Source organism: Viridibacillus sp. KH_047, from assembly GCF_057838945.1.
Genome location: NZ_CM174479.1, coordinates 4,050,188 through 4,071,254, shown reverse-complemented (window position 1 = coordinate 4,071,254; position 21,067 = coordinate 4,050,188). Strand labels below are relative to the sequence as shown.

At 40.1% G+C, this 21,067-nt stretch carries 12 protein-coding genes, 5 rRNA genes and 1 pseudogene; 15 read left to right on the top strand and 3 right to left on the bottom strand.

Annotated elements, in window-relative coordinates; genetic code table 11:
• Nucleotides 1-178 precede the first annotated feature (178 nt).
• Both AC3IS5_RS19885 and rrf (AC3IS5_RS19880) read left to right on the top strand, forming a co-directional pair.
• Nucleotides 179-3,108: ribosomal RNA gene (locus AC3IS5_RS19885) — 23S ribosomal RNA — on the top strand.
• Between the two features lie 63 nt (nt 3,109-3,171).
• Nucleotides 3,172-3,287 (top strand): 5S ribosomal RNA (gene rrf, locus AC3IS5_RS19880).
• Nucleotides 3,288-3,389: 102 nt separating this feature from the next.
• Here rrf (AC3IS5_RS19880) and AC3IS5_RS19875 read toward each other — a convergent pair.
• Together AC3IS5_RS19875 and AC3IS5_RS19870 are read right to left on the bottom strand one after the other, a co-directional pair.
• Entirely contained in the window at nt 3,390-3,800 is a 411-nt protein-coding gene (locus tag AC3IS5_RS19875) for a DUF4304 domain-containing protein (RefSeq protein ID WP_489425934.1), read from the bottom strand.
• A 7-nt stretch (nt 3,801-3,807) separates the two neighbouring features.
• A pseudogene (locus AC3IS5_RS19870) lies at nt 3,808-3,951 on the bottom strand (IS1595 family transposase); the annotation flags it as partial.
• Between the two features lie 2,310 nt (nt 3,952-6,261).
• On the opposite strand from AC3IS5_RS19870, the gene AC3IS5_RS19865 reads away from it, so the two are divergent.
• The 9 genes from AC3IS5_RS19865 to AC3IS5_RS19825 all read left to right on the top strand — a co-directional run bounded on the left by AC3IS5_RS19865 (nt 6,262) and on the right by AC3IS5_RS19825 (nt 15,627).
• Nucleotides 6,262-7,814, top strand: a 16S ribosomal RNA gene (locus AC3IS5_RS19865).
• 184 nt (nt 7,815-7,998) lie between these two features.
• Nucleotides 7,999-10,928: ribosomal RNA gene (locus AC3IS5_RS19860) — 23S ribosomal RNA — on the top strand.
• 63 nt (nt 10,929-10,991) lie between these two features.
• A 5S ribosomal RNA gene (gene rrf / locus AC3IS5_RS19855) occupies nt 10,992-11,107 on the top strand.
• The 16S, 23S and 5S rRNA genes sit together here, the layout of an rRNA operon.
• A 154-nt stretch (nt 11,108-11,261) precedes the next feature.
• Nucleotides 11,262-11,837, top strand: a complete 576-nt coding sequence (locus AC3IS5_RS19850; RefSeq protein ID WP_489425933.1) for a dienelactone hydrolase family protein — start codon at nt 11,262-11,264, stop codon at nt 11,835-11,837.
• A gap of 51 nt (nt 11,838-11,888) precedes the next feature.
• Complete coding sequence (locus AC3IS5_RS19845) at nt 11,889-12,266, top strand: GntR family transcriptional regulator (protein WP_053418565.1); 378 nt, start codon at nt 11,889-11,891, stop codon at nt 12,264-12,266.
• Between the two features lie 15 nt (nt 12,267-12,281).
• Nucleotides 12,282-13,382, top strand: a complete 1,101-nt coding sequence (locus AC3IS5_RS19840) for a DUF1648 domain-containing protein (protein WP_489425932.1) — start codon at nt 12,282-12,284, stop codon at nt 13,380-13,382.
• A gap of 281 nt (nt 13,383-13,663) precedes the next feature.
• Entirely contained in the window at nt 13,664-14,062 is a 399-nt protein-coding gene (locus AC3IS5_RS19835; RefSeq protein WP_489425931.1) for a hypothetical protein, read from the top strand.
• Between the two features lie 542 nt (nt 14,063-14,604).
• Entirely contained in the window at nt 14,605-14,868 is a 264-nt protein-coding gene (locus AC3IS5_RS19830; RefSeq protein ID WP_489425930.1) for a CD3324 family protein, read from the top strand.
• A gap of 120 nt (nt 14,869-14,988) precedes the next feature.
• On the top strand, nt 14,989-15,627 hold the full coding sequence (locus AC3IS5_RS19825) for a FusB/FusC family EF-G-binding protein (protein WP_489425929.1): 639 nt from the start codon (nt 14,989-14,991) through the stop codon (nt 15,625-15,627).
• A gap of 207 nt (nt 15,628-15,834) precedes the next feature.
• Here the strand turns inward: AC3IS5_RS19825 and pcp are convergent, their stop codons facing one another.
• Nucleotides 15,835-16,449 (bottom strand): pyroglutamyl-peptidase I, encoded by a 615-nt coding sequence (gene pcp, locus AC3IS5_RS19820; protein WP_489425928.1) that lies wholly within the window; start codon nt 16,447-16,449, stop codon nt 15,835-15,837.
• A 252-nt stretch (nt 16,450-16,701) separates the two neighbouring features.
• Here pcp and AC3IS5_RS19815 point away from each other — a divergent pair, with 252 nt between their 5' ends.
• From AC3IS5_RS19815 to AC3IS5_RS19800, 4 genes are all read left to right on the top strand, one after another.
• Nucleotides 16,702-17,007 carry a metal-sensing transcriptional repressor gene (locus tag AC3IS5_RS19815; protein WP_489425927.1) on the top strand — a complete coding sequence of 102 codons (306 nt, stop codon included), beginning with the start codon at nt 16,702-16,704 and terminating at the stop codon, nt 17,005-17,007.
• Nucleotides 17,008-17,442: 435 nt separating this feature from the next.
• Nucleotides 17,443-17,649 (top strand): copper chaperone CopZ, encoded by a 207-nt coding sequence (gene copZ / locus AC3IS5_RS19810; protein ID WP_489425926.1) that lies wholly within the window; start codon nt 17,443-17,445, stop codon nt 17,647-17,649.
• Nucleotides 17,650-17,750: 101 nt separating this feature from the next.
• Complete coding sequence (locus AC3IS5_RS19805) at nt 17,751-20,171, top strand: heavy metal translocating P-type ATPase (protein WP_489425925.1); 2,421 nt, start codon at nt 17,751-17,753, stop codon at nt 20,169-20,171.
• A gap of 14 nt (nt 20,172-20,185) precedes the next feature.
• Nucleotides 20,186-20,977, top strand: coding sequence for a DUF8832 domain-containing protein (locus tag AC3IS5_RS19800; protein ID WP_489425924.1), 792 nt, complete (start codon nt 20,186-20,188; stop codon nt 20,975-20,977).
• Nucleotides 20,978-21,067 lie beyond the last annotated feature (90 nt).

Below are 21,067 nucleotides of genomic sequence, written 5' to 3'. Positions count from 1 at the left end.
ATAATTACGGAAACAGATCTTGGATCTGTCGATTAACGTCTTGCGTTCAGTTTTGAAGGCTCATTGTAAAATGATCTTCAAAACCTTGTTCTTTGAAAACTGGATAAAACGACATTGAAGCAAATTAAGTAACACATTTTTTATTATTAAGTTTTTTAGGCTTAATAACTAACTTTTAGGTTAAGTTATTAAGGGCGCATGGCGGATGCCTTGGCACTAGGAGCCGAAGAAGGACGGCACTAACACCGATATGCTTCGGGGAGCTGTAAGTGAGCTTTGATCCGGAGATTTCCGAATGGGGGAACCCACTGTTCGTAATGGAGCAGTATCTTGACGTGAATACATAGCGTCTTGATGGCAGACCCAGGGAACTGAAACATCTAAGTACCTGGAGGAAGAGAAAGAAAAATCGATTCCCTGAGTAGCGGCGAGCGAAACGGGAATAGCCCAAACCAAGAGGCTTGCCTCTTGGGGTTGTAGGACACTCTATATGGAGTTACAAAGGAATGAGTTAAATGAAGCGGTCTGGAAAGGCCCGCCAGAGCAGGTAACAGCCCTGTAGTTGAAAGTTCATTCTCTCTTGAGTGTATCCTGAGTACGGCGGAACACGTGAAATTCCGTCGGAATCTGGGAGGACCATCTCCCAAGGCTAAATACTACCTAGTGACCGATAGTGAACCAGTACCGTGAGGGAAAGGTGAAAAGCACCCCGGAAGGGGAGTGAAATAGATCCTGAAACCATGTGCCTACAAGTAGTTAGAGCCCGTTAATGGGTGATAGCGTGCCTTTTGTAGAATGAACCGGCGAGTTACGATTACATGCGAGGTTAAGTTTTAGAAGACGGAGCCGTAGCGAAAGCGAGTCTGAATAGGGCGAATGAGTATGTGGTTGTAGACCCGAAACCAGGTGATCTACCCATGTCCAGGGTGAAGGTAAGGTAACACTTACTGGAGGCCCGAACCCACGTACGTTGAAAAGTGCGGGGATGAGGTGTGGGTAGCGGAGAAATTCCAATCGAACCTGGAGATAGCTGGTTCTCTCCGAAATAGCTTTAGGGCTAGCCTCGTGATAGAGAATCCTGGAGGTAGAGCACTGTTTGAACTAGGGGTCCATCCCGGATTACCGAATTCAGACAAACTCCGAATGCCAGTGATTTATGCACGGGAGTCAGACTGCGAGTGATAAGATCCGTAGTCAAAAGGGAAACAGCCCAGACCACCAGCTAAGGTCCCAAAGTAATTGTTAAGTGGAAAAGGATGTGACGTTGCTTAGACAACCAGGATGTTGGCTCAGAAGCAGCCATCATTTAAAGAGTGCGTAATAGCTCACTGGTCGAGTGACGCTGCGCCGAAAATGTATCGGGGCTAAACAATTCACCGAAGCTGTGGATGGACATCTTAGATGTCCGTGGTAGGAGAGCGTTCTAAGTGCTGTGAAGTCAGACCGGAAGGACTGGTGGAGCGCTTAGAAGTGAGAATGCCGGTATGAGTAGCGAAAGACGGGTGAGAATCCCGTCCACCGAATGACTAAGGTTTCCTGAGGAAGGCTCGTCCGCTCAGGGTTAGTCGGGACCTAAGCCGAGGCCGATAGGCGTAGGCGATGGACAACAGGTTGATATTCCTGTACCACCTATTTACCATTTGAGCAATGGGGGGACGCAGTAGGATAGGGTAAGCATGCTGTTGGTTATGCATGTTCAAGCAGTGAGGCGTGAAATGAGGCAAATCCCATTTCTATAACGTTGAGCTGTGATGACGAGGACGTATGTCCGGAGTTCCTGATTTCACACTGCCAAGAAAAGCCTCTAGCGAGGTAAAAGGTGCCCGTACCGCAAACCGACACAGGTAGTCGAGGAGAGAATCCTAAGGTGTGCGAGAGAACTCTCGTTAAGGAACTCGGCAAAATGACCCCGTAACTTCGGGAGAAGGGGTGCTCTAGTAGGGTGAAAGCCCGAGAGAGCCGCAGTGAATAGGCCCAGGCGACTGTTTAGCAAAAACACAGGTCTCTGCAAAACCGTAAGGTGACGTATAGGGGCTGACGCCTGCCCGGTGCTGGAAGGTTAAGAGGAGTGCTTAGCGCAAGCGAAGGTGCGAATTGAAGCCCCAGTAAACGGCGGCCGTAACTATAACGGTCCTAAGGTAGCGAAATTCCTTGTCGGGTAAGTTCCGACCCGCACGAAAGGCGTAACGATCTGGGCACTGTCTCAACGAGAGACTCGGTGAAATTATAGTACCTGTGAAGATGCAGGTTACCCGCGACAGGACGGAAAGACCCCGTGGAGCTTTACTGTAGCCTGATATTGAATTTTGATACATCTTGTACAGGATAGGTAGGAGCCAGAGATTCCGGAGCGCCAGCTTCGGAGGAGGCGTTGGTGGGATACTACCCTAGATGTATTGAACTTCTAACCCATGCCCCTTAGCGGGGTAGGAGACAGTGTCAGGCGGGCAGTTTGACTGGGGCGGTCGCCTCCTAAAGAGTAACGGAGGCGCCCAAAGGTTCCCTCAGAATGGTTGGAAATCATTCGTAGAGTGTAAAGGCATAAGGGAGCTTGACTGCGAGACCTACAAGTCGAGCAGGGTCGAAAGACGGGCTTAGTGATCCGGTGGTTCCGCATGGAAGGGCCATCGCTCAACGGATAAAAGCTACCCCGGGGATAACAGGCTTATCTCCCCCAAGAGTCCACATCGACGGGGAGGTTTGGCACCTCGATGTCGGCTCATCGCATCCTGGGGCTGTAGTCGGTCCCAAGGGTTGGGCTGTTCGCCCATTAAAGCGGTACGCGAGCTGGGTTCAGAACGTCGTGAGACAGTTCGGTCCCTATCCGTCGTGGGCGTAGGAAATTTGAGAGGAGCTGTCCTTAGTACGAGAGGACCGGGATGGACACACCGCTGGTGTACCAGTTGTTCTGCCAAGGGCATCGCTGGGTAGCTATGTGTGGACGGGATAAGTGCTGAAAGCATCTAAGCATGAAGCCCCCCTCAAGATGAGATTTCCCATTACGCAAGTAAGTAAGATCCCTCAAAGACGATGAGGTAGATAGGTTCGAGGTGGAAGTGTGGCGACATACGGAGCTGACGAATACTAATAGATCGAGGACTTAACCAAATTTTACTTAACAAACTTCAATGTAATTTATCCAGTTTTGAGAGAACAAGTTCTCTAATATAGTCTAGTGACGATGGCAAAGAGGTCACACCCGTTCCCATGCCGAACACGGAAGTTAAGCTCTTTAGCGCCGATGGTAGTTGGGGGTTTCCCCCTGTGAGAGTAGGACGTTGCTAGGCACATTAAAGCACAGCTGATTTAATCAGTTGTGTTTTTTTTTGTTGATAAATTGATGGAAAATGAGGAAGTTCCTGTTTCTAAGGAACTTCCTAAAATAAAAACTATCTTAAAAGAGAAGAAATACAATATGTATCAGATGTTTTAAGTTGATTTAGTACACTTACAGCAACTTTGGAATAGTCTTCTTCGGAATTGGCTTTTTCATAATTAAACCATATCCCATCCTCTTCTAAAGACTTTGCTCCTAACCTAAAACGCTCATTTATATGATGAGCATTAACTTTATTAGGTGGGATTTTCTCACCCCACGACAATGTTGTTCCATCTTTCGGGCAAGATGCTAATTCAACAACAAATGAACCTCCCCATTTGTTGAATTGAAACGTAATCAAATCTATATTGTTTTCGTTGCCTCTTCTAAAATGCGGGAATGAACCCTTGAATCCTTGTTCTCTCAATGTTGGTATTACGATATTCTTTAAAGCCATATCCATCATTTTTCTGTCATTCACATTGTAAAACTCCCTTCGATCTATCCAAACGAGAGTGAAGACCATTTACATTATGGAAGTGATACAAATCTTTAATAACGTGCTTGTCATCGTTTGATTTGATTCTGTAATGCTCAATTCCCTTTTCCTTTGCATAGGTTTTGTAAGCTCTCCTTAGAAACAACATCTATTATTGCTATTTTTAATCATCTGAACATTTAACTTTGAACCATTAAAGTGAAATTTAACAATAAGCTCTGTTAAAGCTAAATGTTGATATTTGAAATCTTAGTATAATCGATACAAGAACATACATTCGATAGATGGTGGGTTGAGTAAAGCGTTCAGTAATTCATTAAAACATATCGGTAATTTATCACACACTTTGTATGCATTGGATATTACAATTTTCAATCGGAATTGGGCGTAGCTTTTAAAGGCGAACGTATTTCGTTAAAGCATGCTCCTACGGTTATTGATGCCTTTTGAAAAAACAATTGAATATGGATATTGAAGAAATTAAAACTTCGAATTTCTGGTTTTTAGATGTTTTTGTAACTTTCGTCAATTCGGGAATATCGGCATCTTTTTAAAATGCATAAAGTGCTTCCTTAGTAAAGCAGGGACATTTTCTTTAGATTGATCAAACCACGTACAAAAGTATTCTATAAATTCATAAGCCCTAGAAACATATAAGTATATCTCTTTAAATACCAAGTCATTACTTTACTTTCCCTTTTATAGAAGACTTAACGAATTCTTTTACATTTTTTCGACTGTGGGCATGTCATTCTTTTTGTATATGATGACAACGGGCACCCAATCTACAATAGAAGTAGATCGTCCCTAATTAATAGTAGATATGAGATACGACGCTTTATGAACTACTGCCTCGAGATATGGACTCATATTTTATAGTCTGTTCAAGGGCTGTATATCAAATAAAGTGATATTAGTACTCAAAGAAAAAATTTTGTCCAAAGTTTGATTTTAGGGAAATCGAATGTAGTTATAGAGGTTTTTTTACTTTTTGAAGTCAAAATACACTAGTCTGCTCTTATCAACATAAAAATTATCAAGCTTTATATACTCAGTTTTGTTTATATTCATATAGTTCTCTAAAGTAATGAGAGGTGGGTAGTTTCTATTTCAAATGTATAAGAGCGAATGAACTCTTTTTATATGTATTTAATAAGTGGTTCTGTTTTTATCAATTAGAGCAATAACCCCATACCTACATAATCGACTCTGAATTCTTTGATTTTTAATACAAGACAACGCTACTCTAGGTTATAACCGATAAATTGGGCTTATCTTAGGTTACTATTTACTGAAATTAGACAATTATTATTTTGCTTTCCTTTGTTTTATAGCATAAAACAATTTAAATCAACTCAAATAATGATTGAGATATTTAGTACTCCATTGCAACTGTCCATTCAACTTTTAAGACGAGTGAGATAAGGGAGTATGTTTTGTGTTGTTATTATCTGATTTGGAACGTTCATGTTCTAATGCTTATTTAGTTACCTAGGTCTTAAATGTCTGCCGCTCATCGGTGCAATTTGTTATCTAATGCTTCATCTAACGAGATTTAACCATACGTCCTTAAGCAATAATCTTTGAATGAGAAGATTTCTGACAGCCTCTTTTAATAAGGGTGTAGGAGCTAATGTTATAGAATAAAGAAGTACCTTCACGGTTGAAAGATTTTCTTCATCTATGTTAGGTTCATTCTTTCTGAGTATAGGAAATAAAGCTTACTTATTTCTACGATGTCTAACAAATGATCTAAATTCATTTGTTCCAGGTCGGATAATAATAAAAGCATTTGATAGAACAGGGGTAATTGTTCTTTAATTTTTTCTGGTGCCTCTAAATAAAATGGGTTCATTTTCAAAATAAGATAAAAGTGATTTCATGAAAATCTCTTTTAAATAAGAATGATCGAATGTATAAAGTATTATAGTCTCTTTAATATTTTTCTTTAATACTATTCGATACACTCTTATACGCACAAAGAAATTAATATAAAGTAATAGGATTAAGATTAAGCCTTATACAATAAGGGGTTCATCCCTAGATAAATACCTAGAATGTTGCTCTAACTGCATAGGTACGCCTCTTTACGAACAGTTTTTATAAACAAAAAAATCTCCCTTATATTTTTTTGTGATAAAGTGTTGACAGTTATATCTAATGTGTTGTATTATATTAATTGTCGCTAAGACGTACTGAGCAAAACTTAATAACTTTACTTTCGATTAAAACTTTTTCAAAAAAGTTGTTGACAGTTGAAGATATAAATGTTAAGATTTAAAAGTCGTCAAAACAGCACGACAAAATGAACCTTGAAAACTGAACATGCAAGACGTTAATCAATAAATGTTTTTGAACATCAACTCTGTTGGTGGATCAAAACAAAAAATAGATATCATCTTCGGATGATACGCTAGCAAAGCTAATGAGCTTTCAAACTACTTTTATGGAGAGTTTGATCCTGGCTCAGGACGAACGCTGGCGGCGTGCCTAATACATGCAAGTCGAGCGAATGATGAAGAAGCTTGCTTCTTCTGATTTAGCGGCGGACGGGTGAGTAACACGTGGGCAACCTACCTAGTAGATTGGGATAACTCCGGGAAACCGGGGCTAATACCGAATAATCCATTTTGTCACATGGCAAAATGCTGAAAGGCGGTTTCGGCTGTCACTACTAGATGGGCCCGCGGTGCATTAGCTAGTTGGTGGGGTAACGGCCTACCAAGGCAACGATGCATAGCCGACCTGAGAGGGTGATCGGCCACATTGGGACTGAGACACGGCCCAAACTCCTACGGGAGGCAGCAGTAGGGAATCTTCCACAATGGACGAAAGTCTGATGGAGCAACGCCGCGTGAGTGATGAAGGTTTTCGGATCGTAAAACTCTGTTGTAAGGGAAGAACAAGTACGTTAGTAACTGAACGTACCTTGACGGTACCTTATTAGAAAGCCACGGCTAACTACGTGCCAGCAGCCGCGGTAATACGTAGGTGGCAAGCGTTGTCCGGATTTATTGGGCGTAAAGCGCGCGCAGGTGGTTTCTTAAGTCTGATGTGAAAGCCCACGGCTCAACCGTGGAGGGTCATTGGAAACTGGGAGACTTGAGTGCAGAAGAGGAAAGTGGAATTCCAAGTGTAGCGGTGAAATGCGTAGAGATTTGGAGGAACACCAGTGGCGAAGGCGACTTTCTGGTCTGTAACTGACACTGAGGCGCGAAAGCGTGGGGAGCAAACAGGATTAGATACCCTGGTAGTCCACGCCGTAAACGATGAGTGCTAAGTGTTAGGGGGTTTCCGCCCCTTAGTGCTGCAGCTAACGCATTAAGCACTCCGCCTGGGGAGTACGGCCGCAAGGTTGAAACTCAAAGGAATTGACGGGGGCCCGCACAAGCGGTGGAGCATGTGGTTTAATTCGAAGCAACGCGAAGAACCTTACCAGGTCTTGACATCCCAATGACCGCTCTAGAGATAGAGTTTTCCCTTCGGGGACATTGGTGACAGGTGGTGCATGGTTGTCGTCAGCTCGTGTCGTGAGATGTTGGGTTAAGTCCCGCAACGAGCGCAACCCTTGATCTTAGTTGCCATCATTAAGTTGGGCACTCTAAGGTGACTGCCGGTGACAAACCGGAGGAAGGTGGGGATGACGTCAAATCATCATGCCCCTTATGACCTGGGCTACACACGTGCTACAATGGACGATACAAAGAGTCGCTAACTCGCGAGGGTATGCTAATCTCATAAAATCGTTCTCAGTTCGGATTGTAGGCTGCAACTCGCCTACATGAAGCCGGAATCGCTAGTAATCGTGGATCAGCATGCCACGGTGAATACGTTCCCGGGCCTTGTACACACCGCCCGTCACACCACGAGAGTTTGTAACACCCGAAGTCGGTGAGGTAACCTTTATGGAGCCAGCCGCCGAAGGTGGGATAGATGATTGGGGTGAAGTCGTAACAAGGTAGCCGTATCGGAAGGTGCGGCTGGATCACCTCCTTTCTAAGGATAATTACGGAAACAGATCTTGGATCTGTCGATTAACGTCTTGCGTTCAGTTTTGAAGGCTCATTGTAAAATGATCTTCAAAACCTTGTTCTTTGAAAACTGGATAAAACGACATTGAAGCAAATTAAGTAACACATTTTTTATTATTAAGTTTTTTAGGCTTAATAACTAACTTTTAGGTTAAGTTATTAAGGGCGCATGGCGGATGCCTTGGCACTAGGAGCCGAAGAAGGACGGCACTAACACCGATATGCTTCGGGGAGCTGTAAGTGAGCTTTGATCCGGAGATTTCCGAATGGGGGAACCCACTGTTCGTAATGGAGCAGTATCTTGACGTGAATACATAGCGTCTTGATGGCAGACCCAGGGAACTGAAACATCTAAGTACCTGGAGGAAGAGAAAGAAAAATCGATTCCCTGAGTAGCGGCGAGCGAAACGGGAATAGCCCAAACCAAGAGGCTTGCCTCTTGGGGTTGTAGGACACTCTATATGGAGTTACAAAGGAATGAGTTAAATGAAGCGGTCTGGAAAGGCCCGCCAGAGCAGGTAACAGCCCTGTAGTTGAAAGTTCATTCTCTCTTGAGTGTATCCTGAGTACGGCGGAACACGTGAAATTCCGTCGGAATCTGGGAGGACCATCTCCCAAGGCTAAATACTACCTAGTGACCGATAGTGAACCAGTACCGTGAGGGAAAGGTGAAAAGCACCCCGGAAGGGGAGTGAAATAGATCCTGAAACCATGTGCCTACAAGTAGTTAGAGCCCGTTAATGGGTGATAGCGTGCCTTTTGTAGAATGAACCGGCGAGTTACGATTACATGCGAGGTTAAGTTTTAGAAGACGGAGCCGTAGCGAAAGCGAGTCTGAATAGGGCGAATGAGTATGTGGTTGTAGACCCGAAACCAGGTGATCTACCCATGTCCAGGGTGAAGGTAAGGTAACACTTACTGGAGGCCCGAACCCACGTACGTTGAAAAGTGCGGGGATGAGGTGTGGGTAGCGGAGAAATTCCAATCGAACCTGGAGATAGCTGGTTCTCTCCGAAATAGCTTTAGGGCTAGCCTCGTGATAGAGAATCCTGGAGGTAGAGCACTGTTTGAACTAGGGGTCCATCCCGGATTACCGAATTCAGACAAACTCCGAATGCCAGTGATTTATGCACGGGAGTCAGACTGCGAGTGATAAGATCCGTAGTCAAAAGGGAAACAGCCCAGACCACCAGCTAAGGTCCCAAAGTAATTGTTAAGTGGAAAAGGATGTGACGTTGCTTAGACAACCAGGATGTTGGCTCAGAAGCAGCCATCATTTAAAGAGTGCGTAATAGCTCACTGGTCGAGTGACGCTGCGCCGAAAATGTATCGGGGCTAAACAATTCACCGAAGCTGTGGATGGACATCTTAGATGTCCGTGGTAGGAGAGCGTTCTAAGTGCTGTGAAGTCAGACCGGAAGGACTGGTGGAGCGCTTAGAAGTGAGAATGCCGGTATGAGTAGCGAAAGACGGGTGAGAATCCCGTCCACCGAATGACTAAGGTTTCCTGAGGAAGGCTCGTCCGCTCAGGGTTAGTCGGGACCTAAGCCGAGGCCGATAGGCGTAGGCGATGGACAACAGGTTGATATTCCTGTACCACCTATTTACCATTTGAGCAATGGGGGGACGCAGTAGGATAGGGTAAGCATGCTGTTGGTTATGCATGTTCAAGCAGTGAGGCGTGAAATGAGGCAAATCCCATTTCTATAACGTTGAGCTGTGATGACGAGGACGTATGTCCGGAGTTCCTGATTTCACACTGCCAAGAAAAGCCTCTAGCGAGGTAAAAGGTGCCCGTACCGCAAACCGACACAGGTAGTCGAGGAGAGAATCCTAAGGTGTGCGAGAGAACTCTCGTTAAGGAACTCGGCAAAATGACCCCGTAACTTCGGGAGAAGGGGTGCTCTAGTAGGGTGAAAGCCCGAGAGAGCCGCAGTGAATAGGCCCAGGCGACTGTTTAGCAAAAACACAGGTCTCTGCAAAACCGTAAGGTGACGTATAGGGGCTGACGCCTGCCCGGTGCTGGAAGGTTAAGAGGAGTGCTTAGCGCAAGCGAAGGTGCGAATTGAAGCCCCAGTAAACGGCGGCCGTAACTATAACGGTCCTAAGGTAGCGAAATTCCTTGTCGGGTAAGTTCCGACCCGCACGAAAGGCGTAACGATCTGGGCACTGTCTCAACGAGAGACTCGGTGAAATTATAGTACCTGTGAAGATGCAGGTTACCCGCGACAGGACGGAAAGACCCCGTGGAGCTTTACTGTAGCCTGATATTGAATTTTGATACATCTTGTACAGGATAGGTAGGAGCCAGAGATTCCGGAGCGCCAGCTTCGGAGGAGGCGTTGGTGGGATACTACCCTAGATGTATTGAACTTCTAACCCATGCCCCTTAGCGGGGTAGGAGACAGTGTCAGGCGGGCAGTTTGACTGGGGCGGTCGCCTCCTAAAGAGTAACGGAGGCGCCCAAAGGTTCCCTCAGAATGGTTGGAAATCATTCGTAGAGTGTAAAGGCATAAGGGAGCTTGACTGCGAGACCTACAAGTCGAGCAGGGTCGAAAGACGGGCTTAGTGATCCGGTGGTTCCGCATGGAAGGGCCATCGCTCAACGGATAAAAGCTACCCCGGGGATAACAGGCTTATCTCCCCCAAGAGTCCACATCGACGGGGAGGTTTGGCACCTCGATGTCGGCTCATCGCATCCTGGGGCTGTAGTCGGTCCCAAGGGTTGGGCTGTTCGCCCATTAAAGCGGTACGCGAGCTGGGTTCAGAACGTCGTGAGACAGTTCGGTCCCTATCCGTCGTGGGCGTAGGAAATTTGAGAGGAGCTGTCCTTAGTACGAGAGGACCGGGATGGACACACCGCTGGTGTACCAGTTGTTCTGCCAAGGGCATCGCTGGGTAGCTATGTGTGGACGGGATAAGTGCTGAAAGCATCTAAGCATGAAGCCCCCCTCAAGATGAGATTTCCCATTACGCAAGTAAGTAAGATCCCTCAAAGACGATGAGGTAGATAGGTTCGAGGTGGAAGTGTGGCGACATACGGAGCTGACGAATACTAATAGATCGAGGACTTAACCAAATTTTACTTAACAAACTTCAATGTAATTTATCCAGTTTTGAGAGAACAAGTTCTCTAATATAGTCTAGTGACGATGGCAAAGAGGTCACACCCGTTCCCATGCCGAACACGGAAGTTAAGCTCTTTAGCGCCGATGGTAGTTGGGGGTTTCCCCCTGTGAGAGTAGGACGTTGCTAGGCACATTAAAGCACAGCTGATTTAATCAGTTGTGCTTTTTTTATTGCTAAAAATAAGGTCTCTAAGCGGTCGTATAGGCATAAGATTAGTAATTTCCATATTTTAGTTTAGATGTGATTTTTGATATAATATATTCAAAAAGACTGGTGAATTATTATGACAATAAAAAAACCATTAGTTATTTTACTCCATGAAATTTATGGGGTTAACAATCATATGGAGTATTATAAAGCTATTTTTAATGATACAGGCTTTGATGTAATAGTTCCTAATTTACTTGATAGAAAACCTTTTCGTTATTCAGAAGAAGCGGAAGCATATACATACTTTATGATAGAAGTAGGGTTTGAAAAGGCTCAGTTAATAGTTGAGCAAATTATAAATGAACAAAAACAACTTTATGAGGATATTTATATTGTTGGATTCAGTATTGGTGCAACGTTGGCATGGTTATGTAGTGAAAAGTCAGTATCAGCTGTTTTCGCTTTTTATGGATCGCGTATTCGCCAATACTTACATATTAGCCCTAAAGTTCCTACTGTCGTTTATTTTGCTGAAAAAGAAAAATCTTTCAACCCTCAAATAATTCTTGAGCAATTACAACAAAAAAATCAAGTTTATACTCGCCTAGTGAATAAAAGTCATGGCTATATGAACCCTTTTGATAAAAATTTTGATAAGTTAACGGCTGATAAATCGACAAATGAAATTTTTACATTGATTAAATTGTAGGTATTACTACTGTTTGTTATAATAAATGTAGAACAGAATGGAGTGATACGTATGTTTCTGCAAATTGAACCACAATCAGATGTGCCAATATATACGCAACTAACGCAGCAAATTATTGAAGGTATTGCCAGTGGACAGTTGAAGTCTGGAGAGTCCTTACCATCGGTTAGAGCATTGGCAGCTGATTTAGGTGTAAATATGCATACGGTTAATAAGAGTTATCATGAATTAGAGAAGAAGGGTATGATACGCATTATCCCAAAGTCTGGTGCAGTTGTTACAGGGCCAAATGATTTAGGTGTGACAAATGCGCAAATACAACAAGTTGAGAGAATGCTACGACCTGTGGTTGCAGAAGGGCTGGTCGTTGGATTAGGGGCACAAGATTTACAACAACTTGTGCAAAAACTAATAAAAAACTTGTCATAAAGGGGCCTATAGGAAATGGATGGATATATTTTTTCATTAGTTATGTTCGCTTCGATTGGTTTACTACAAGCATTTGTACCATATTGGATTAAAGAGACGATTGTTTTTGGTGTAACCGTACCAGATCAGCAAGTCCATCACCCTATTGTGAAAGCATCTAAAAAGATATATACTTTAACACTTTTAGGTACTCTGATCATTATAGTGGCGGGTTATGTTTTGTGGGAATTAAATAGTAACGTGAATGATGAGTTAACCATTATTGTGGGAATAACCCTACAATTTATATTGATCGGTATAAGTATGGTAATGTATTTTATATTGCATAATAAAATTACGAAGTTGAAAAAAGTGGAGGAATGGGGAGCAGACCTGAAACAAGTAAAGGTAACAGACTGGTCCGTACGGGCACGTGATGAAATGTTGCCGATATTCTATTTTTTACTACCAATCTTTGTAGTAGGCGGCTTAATTATTTACACTTATCTGCAATATCCACTACTTCCTGAAAAAATTGCAACGCATTGGGGGCCTAACGGTCAGCCGGATGCCTTTACAGATAAAAATAGATTTTCAGTAATTGCATTACCACTCATTTTATTAGTGATGCAGATTATGTTTGCAGGTATTATTGAGTTAACACGTCGTTCGGGCATTAAAATTAGTGCGACTAGAACGCAGCAATCCATTCGACAGCAACTGGCGATGAGAAAGTATTCGAGTTGGTTAATGTTTTTAATGACCATGTTAATAACAATTCTTTTTAGTTTCTTACAATTGACAATAATTCATAGCGATCTAGTAAGTGAGAGTGTGATGCTTATCATGTTCATTAGTTTCATTTTTATCACAATTACTGGAGTAATTGCTTTTGCAGTGAAGTTGAGTAGTTTAGGAGAAGATAAAAAGACTAATTATTCGGCTTCTGGTGTTACAGATGTAGACGAGGACCAGTACTGGATAGGTGGTCTTATATATTTTAATCGTAATGATCCATCGGTCTTTGTAGAGAAGCGATTTGGTGTTGGTTGGACGATAAATATGGCTCGGCCTACTGCCATTACTTGTATTTTCGGTCCAATTATATTAATTGTTTTAATTTCTATATTTGCATAGATTGAAGAAGAGTAGATTAACTTAACTATAACGATGAGTTAAACACACATCTATTTAAACGCTTTTATAGAGCTGAAACAGCCCGAATAAAAAAACTAGGCCAACATTATCAAACAGGTTATAAAGCTGTCTAAAGACGATATTAGGGTAATGCGTATTGAATAAAAGCACCACTTTTAAAATCATATACCTCATTTGTAACGATTTGTTCATGTGGTGTTCATATTGACAAAGTAATATTACTACCATAGTAATAAAAAATTCTATGGGGGAATGACATTATGGAGGCAAAATGGAGTTTACGCTTAATTCGTATAGCAGCAATTTTTGGTTTGATTGGAGCTGGATTAGGTTCGCATATGGCGGGTTCTGGTAGTTATCAATTCCGTCCAATTCATGTTCATATTTTATTAGTAGGTTGGTTATCAGTATTCTCTTGGGGTATGTTCTATCGCGTGTATAAAGTGAAATCTGCTAAATTAGTAATGGCTCATGGATGGACTGCAATTATTGGCTCTATTGGTTTAACGCTCGGTATGTGGTTAAACGCACTAAAACCATTTAACGTGAACGAAACATTCGCATTAGTCTTTTATATCGTAGGCGGAACAATTTTATTAGTAAGCTTTGGCTTATTCATCATTACAACATTCATGATCGATACTAAGGATAAAAAATGAAGTAATATATATGCGAAAAGCATCCTCAGAAAGTTAAGCTGAAGATGCTTTTTTCGTTTTTATACTCCTATATAAGTAAAGATGTTACGATACGATTTAATATAAGGTACATAACATAATTAAAATCATATAATGGTATGTATTAAGGCCCTAAGTTTCATAAATTATTTCCCGGGAAATAGTTTTATCTCAAGTTAATTAAACATTTTATCATCTCTTTAATAGAGAATTTCACAGGTGAAGTAAACAGTCAGCAGTCAAATCAAACAAACAAGAAATTGCAAAACTGTCCCTTAACGGTGTAAAATATTGTGTGAATCAATATTGATCTATCGTATCGTCCAATTTATAAAAGGATGTGATTAGGGTGGGATATGAAAAATATTTACCAACTACTACAAGAACTCATGCAAAGCCTTTTAATAATAATTTGGCGATTCTTTGCATGGGGTGATTAAAGTATCATCGCCGTTGCATGTCATATTATTCATTGAAATGCTTTGCTCTAAACTTCAATTATGATAGTGGAGGAGCGAGTTCCAATGAGATATGTGAATGCACAGGATATTATTCCGAAAAAACTATTAGCTGAACTTCAACAGTATGTACAAGGAGATTTACTCTATATCCCCAAGCCAGAAAAAAACAGGGTCAAATGGGGAGTTCATACTGGTGAGCGTAAACGGCTCTCTATACGAAATGTACAGATACGAGATGCATACCGAAGTGGATCATCTTTAACAAACTTAGCTGAGGAATATAATTTATCTGTAGAAACAATAAAAAAAATCATTTATACAAAATAAGTCGTAATGGCTGCTATGACAACTAGCAGCTATTTTTATGTAGAGTTTAATTATAAAAATAATCCCCAATTGTATACCTGAAATATTTGTAGTAAGTTGAATACAAAGGAAGTGATACGAATGGAACCCTTTATGAATGTAGAGCAATACCAGTTCGTCAAGAAGCAGGCTAAGAAAATAGCGAATGCCTATGCGAACACTAATGATGGGCATGTCCTTCAGGCGTTACAGGCGCTAGTTATGGAGAGTATTAATGAGAAACTCATTGGATTAGATGAAGATAGCAGTAGCATAGTGAAGCAAATCGTAACTATACAAACGAAGGATCAGCTTGAAAAATTTATTGAAAATATAAAAGTTTACGTTACTCCATTTGAGAAGCTAACTGAAAAAGAACTTAAAAAGCTCTTCCCAAAGGATAAAAAATTGAAAGTCCCAGATTTGAAAAATATAGATTGGACTGAAATTTCTTATTTAAGTTGGTTCGATTCAGGAACTAACCGTAAATATATTGTATATAGAAATGGTAACAACATTAAAAGTATCCGAGGCGTCTTTAGCCAATCTAGTAAAAAGGGATTTTGTGCTATTTGTAACCAGCATCAATCAGTTGGAATGTTCATGAGCTCTAAAAAGGGTAAAGCGGTAGGCACCTATGTAAAAAGAGGAAACTATATTTGCGTAGATAGCGCGGTATGTAATGAAAATTTAACAGATTTTACAAGGCTAACTGATTTCATTGCAACGATTAATGACTAAATTTTAGCTAAAGCAAACCATCTAATTTAGATGATTTGCTTTTTTATTTATATACTTAAGATGATATAAGTAAGTGTAGATTTATTTTTAAAAGAAGTTATTAATCCTGAAAATCATACAAATTCTTTTTCAGAATAACTGAACATTCCAGGAAAGTGATGATTTCTGAAAAGTCTATGCGAGTTTGAAAGAAAACTAATCTAACAATCAGTTATTTGAAGCGGTAGCTACCTCGATACAGATACGAATACTTTCTGTTAAATCGTCTAATGACCAGCTTGGGATTTTGCCATGCTGAATAGCTAGTTCATGTGAAGCTGGAATATGGATAAATCCAGAAAGAATATTGCTATCCTTAGAAAGCGCATATTGTAAACCTTCATACATGATGTTATTACATAGATAAGTCCCTGCTGAGTTGGAAATTTCCGCTGGATATCCTTTTTCTAAGAGTTGATTTACCATTTGGCGAATAGGTAGATTAGTAAAATAAGCGTCATTTCCATCTGGATAGATTGTTTCATCAATTGGGGTATAACCTGAATTATCAGGTTCGCCATCTTTTGTATTGATCGCAATTCTTTCAGGTGTAATTTTAAATCGTCCACCTGCTAAACCAAGTGAAATGATGATATCTGGTTGTACTTCTTCAATTAACTTTTTAAATTGTGTAGCGGATTGATTGAAATCAACTACTAATATTTCTGAATGGATTTCAAAGTCATTGATTATCTCATTGTTAAATTGATTTACTACTTTCATAGTTGGATTCACATTGTAATGTAAAAAAGGTTCGAAACCTGTTAAGAGTATTTTCTTCATAGATGTACCTCTTTCTTGAATTTTTATTTGTCTAGATTTATGCAGATTCAAACAGTTTTCTTTAATAAATATAAGTAAAATCTCTATAAATGCTCTGTTAAGCAGGGTGTAATATTCAGAATATATTTAATAGTAGATAGAATTAAGTATATTTCCTCCATCTTTGTAAAACAAGAGGCAAGAAAATAATTATGGTACAATCAAGTTAAACTCATCATTAATAATACCCTTGTAAGAAAAGAAGGTGACAATATGTCAAACCCAATAGAAGAAGTAAAAATCACACATCGATCAACTAAGGAAAAAGATGATATTTTAAATCGATTAAAACGAATTGAAGGACAAGTTCGCGGTATTCAAAATATGGTTGAAAACGATCGTTACTGCGTAGACATCTTAATTCAAGTATCCGCTATCAATGCAGCCTTGAAGAAAGTGAATATGAATTTATTAGAAAAACATACGAGCCATTGCGTATCGGATGCGATTAAGAATGGAGAAGGAGAAGAAGCGATTAAAGAGTTAATGGACGTTTTTAAGCAATTTGCAAAATCCTAATGAGTGATAGTCAGCTATTTATGCTGGCTTTTAAACTCGCCGTTGACATACCTAACGGGGGTATGGTAAATTGTTTGTGAGAAGTAATTAAACTTCATATAAGTTTTGGAAGGAGAGATAAAAGAACTGGCCGAGTTATGGAGGCTTATAGTAATTAAGAAATTTAGCCGGAAATGCCGAGTTTTCAATATAGATGAAGAAAAATGATTATAAGAAAAACTTAAAGTGAACCGCGCTTTAGAACACTTTAATTAATTCAGTAGGATTAAAGCTAGTTTTTATGTAGCCATTAGTACAGCATAAAGGGTATAAGTAAGGTGGTACAAACAAGGTGAACAGTTTGTAGCATAGTTAGATAAACAAAGGTTTTATTTTACCCTACGTGGGTATAGTACATTTATAAAGAATATGAAAACACATTAGGAGGAATTATTTATGCAACAAGTAACTTTAAACGTACAAGGAATGTCTTGTGGACATTGCGTTAATTCAATTGAAGGAAATGTAGGTAAGTTAAACGGAGTTGAATCTGTAAAAGTACATCTTGATACAGCAAAAGTAGAAATAACATTAGATCCAAATGTAATCAGCTTAAAGGAAATTAATGATGAAATTGAAGAGCAAGGCTATGATGTAGAGTAATCTACGTAAAGAAAAAGTGCCAATAAGAAATCGTGCTGGGCTCAGCACGATTTCTTTTAAAACCAAAGCATTTATGATTGCAGTGAAGTAAGGAGTGAGAAATGATGAGTCAAAAGAAAGCGACTCTACAAATAACAGGTATGACATGTTCAGCCTGTGCAAATAGGATTGAAAAAGGTTTGTCCAAAATGGAAGGTGTTGAAGAGGCGAATGTAAATTTTGCACTCGAAAAAACACAAATTGTCTATGATTCAGATAAAACAGACTCTACAAAATTTAAGGAGAAAGTTAAAGCGTTAGGATATGACGTAGTAATTGAAAAAGTTGATTTTGATGTCACTGGTATGACATGTTCAGCCTGCGCAAATAGAGTTGAAAAACGCTTAAACAAATTTGACGGAGTTGAACTAGCAACGGTTAACTTTGCATTAGAATCTGTTCATGTGGAATATAACCCAGAACAAGTGAATATCCCCGAAATGCAAGAGGCGATAAAGAAACTGGGTTACTCCCTTGAAGAAAAACAAGAAAAAACAAGTGACCATATCGACCATCGCCAAAAAGAGATTCAAAAACAACAAGGGAAATTTATTTTCTCGCTTATTTTGTCCATTCCTTTGTTATGGGCAATGGTAAGTCATTTCGAATTTACAAATTTCATCTGGTTGCCGGATATGTTGATGAATCCTTGGGTCCAATTCGCCCTAGCAACACCCGTTCAATTTATAGTTGGTAAACAATTTTATATTGGTGCTTATAAGGCATTAAGAAATAAGAGTGCAAACATGGATGTGCTTGTGGCATTAGGGACATCAGCTGCTTATTTCTATAGTTTGTATTTAAGTATCAAGTCAATTGGCTCAAATGCTCGTATGGTGGAACTATATTATGAAACAAGTGCGGTTCTAATAACATTAATTATTTTAGGAAAGCTATTTGAAGCCAAAGCAAAAGGACGTTCATCTGAAGCTATTAAGAAATTAATGGGGTTACAAGCGAAAAACGCAACTGTTTTCCGTGATGGCAAAGAGATGATCATTCCTATTGAAGAAGTATTAAAAGGTGATATTGTCTACATTAAACCGGGTGAGAAAGTACCTGTTGACGGTGATATTGTGGAAGGTCAATCAGCACTTGATGAAGCTATGTTAACAGGAGAAAGTATTCCTGTAGATAAAACAGTGGGCGATACAGTTATTGGTTCAACGATTAACAAAAATGGGTTCTTGAAAATTAAAGCAACCAACGTTGGTAAAGATACAGCTTTAGCGCAAATTATCAAAGTAGTTGAAGAGGCACAAGGCTCAAAAGCACCTATTCAACGTTTAGCTGATGTGATTTCAGGTATATTTGTTCCGATTGTAGTAGGTATAGCTATAATTACGTTCCTAGTTTGGTATTTCATGGTGAGTCCAGGAGATTTTGCAGAAGCGCTTGAAAAATTCATCGCAGTATTAGTTATTGCTTGCCCATGTGCACTTGGCTTAGCGACACCTACTTCAATCATGGCTGGTTCCGGTCGTGCAGCAGAATTTGGGATATTGTTTAAGGGTGGAGAACATCTTGAAACAACACACCGTTTAGATACGATTATCCTTGATAAAACAGGAACTGTTACAAACGGTAAACCATCATTAACAGATGTTTTGTTAGCAAAAGGTGTAGATGAGGAAAACTTCCTTAAGCTTGTTGGTACAGCGGAGAAAAACTCTGAACACCCACTTGCAGAAGCAATTGTTTTAGGGATTAAAGAAAAAGGTATTGAACTTGGTTCTTCGGAAATATTTGAAGCAGTCCCTGGTTACGGTATTCAGTCAAAAGTGGATGGTAAGCAATTATTGATTGGGACACGTAAACTAATGGCGAAACACAACATTCAAGTGCAAGATGTATTAGTACAAATGGAGAATTTAGAGAAGCAAGGTAAAACTGCTATGTTAGTTGCTATCGATGGTCAATATGCGGGTCTAGTAGCTGTAGCCGATACAATTAAAGAAACATCAAAAGATGCTATTGCTCGCTTACACAAATTAGGGTTAGACGTAGTAATGATTACAGGAGATAACACTCAAACAGCCAAAACAATTGCGGCTCAAGTAGGTATTAAGCATGTCATTGCAGAAGTTTTACCAGAAGGAAAAGCAGAAGAAGTAAAAAAACTTCAAGCTGCTGGGAAAATTGTTGCGATGGTAGGCGATGGTATCAATGATGCTCCAGCATTAGCGACAGCTAATATTGGGATGGCAATTGGTACAGGTACGGATGTAGCAATGGAAGCGGCAGATATTACGCTAATTCGAGGCGATTTAAACAGTATTGCCGACGCAATTTTCATGAGTAAAAAGACCATTTTGAATATTAAACAAAACCTTTTCTGGGCACTTGCATATAACAGCTTAGGTGTACCAATAGCCGCAGTCGGTTTACTAGCTCCGTGGTTAGCTGGAGCAGCAATGGCGTTTAGTTCTGTTTCTGTTGTTCTAAATGCTTTAAGACTACAACGTATTAAGCTAAAAGCTTAGAGGAGGCAATATAGATGAAACGTAGTACGGCAACTTGGGCTATTTCCGCAATTGTCTACTTAGGAATTATCATAATAGGTTACAGTGTATATGCCAATATGAATCCAAAAACAGAAGTAACAGAAGATCAAAATAGTGAAAATGAACATACAGATCATAAGGAAAGCGACATGAGTGAAGTTATCCCTAAAGTAGCTTACGCTAATGGAATCACAACAGTAGAATTAAAAGACAAAAACAATAATGCACCAGAATTAGAAGTTTCCCATGAGAAGCTAATGCATTTAATCGTTGTTAGTTCAGACTTAGAAGAATATCATCATTTTCACCCCGAGGAAGCGAATAAAGGAATCTATCAAAACAAGTTTGACTTAGCTGATTATTCTTATAAAGCATTCGTAGATATCAAACCAAAAGGGCTCCCGTATTCAGTGCAACCAATTGAATTTCACGTTGGTGAAACACATCAAAAGAACAACGGGAATCATCTTGTTGTAGATAAAAACTTTACAAAAACGATTAACAATCAATCAGTGGAACTTAAGACTACAGAATTTGATTTGAATAAGGAAATCACTTTAGATTTCGATTTAAAAGGTGCCAAACCTGAACCATATTTAGGTGCTTTAGGTCATGTTGTCATTTTAGATGAAAACGCAGAGAACTTTATTCATGTACATCCTGTATCGGATAATCAACCAGTTTTTAAAACAGAATTTACTAAGCCAGGTGTATATAAAATGTGGGCTGAATTTAAGTTTGGTGAACAAGTAAATGCTTATCCATTTGTAATTGAAGTAAAATAAGAGTTTGAAAAGGGGGGATCTCTAAGTCGGAAAAACGACTGATGAGAAACCCCTTTTGATGTTTATGTAAATGATTAATAACTAAAAATC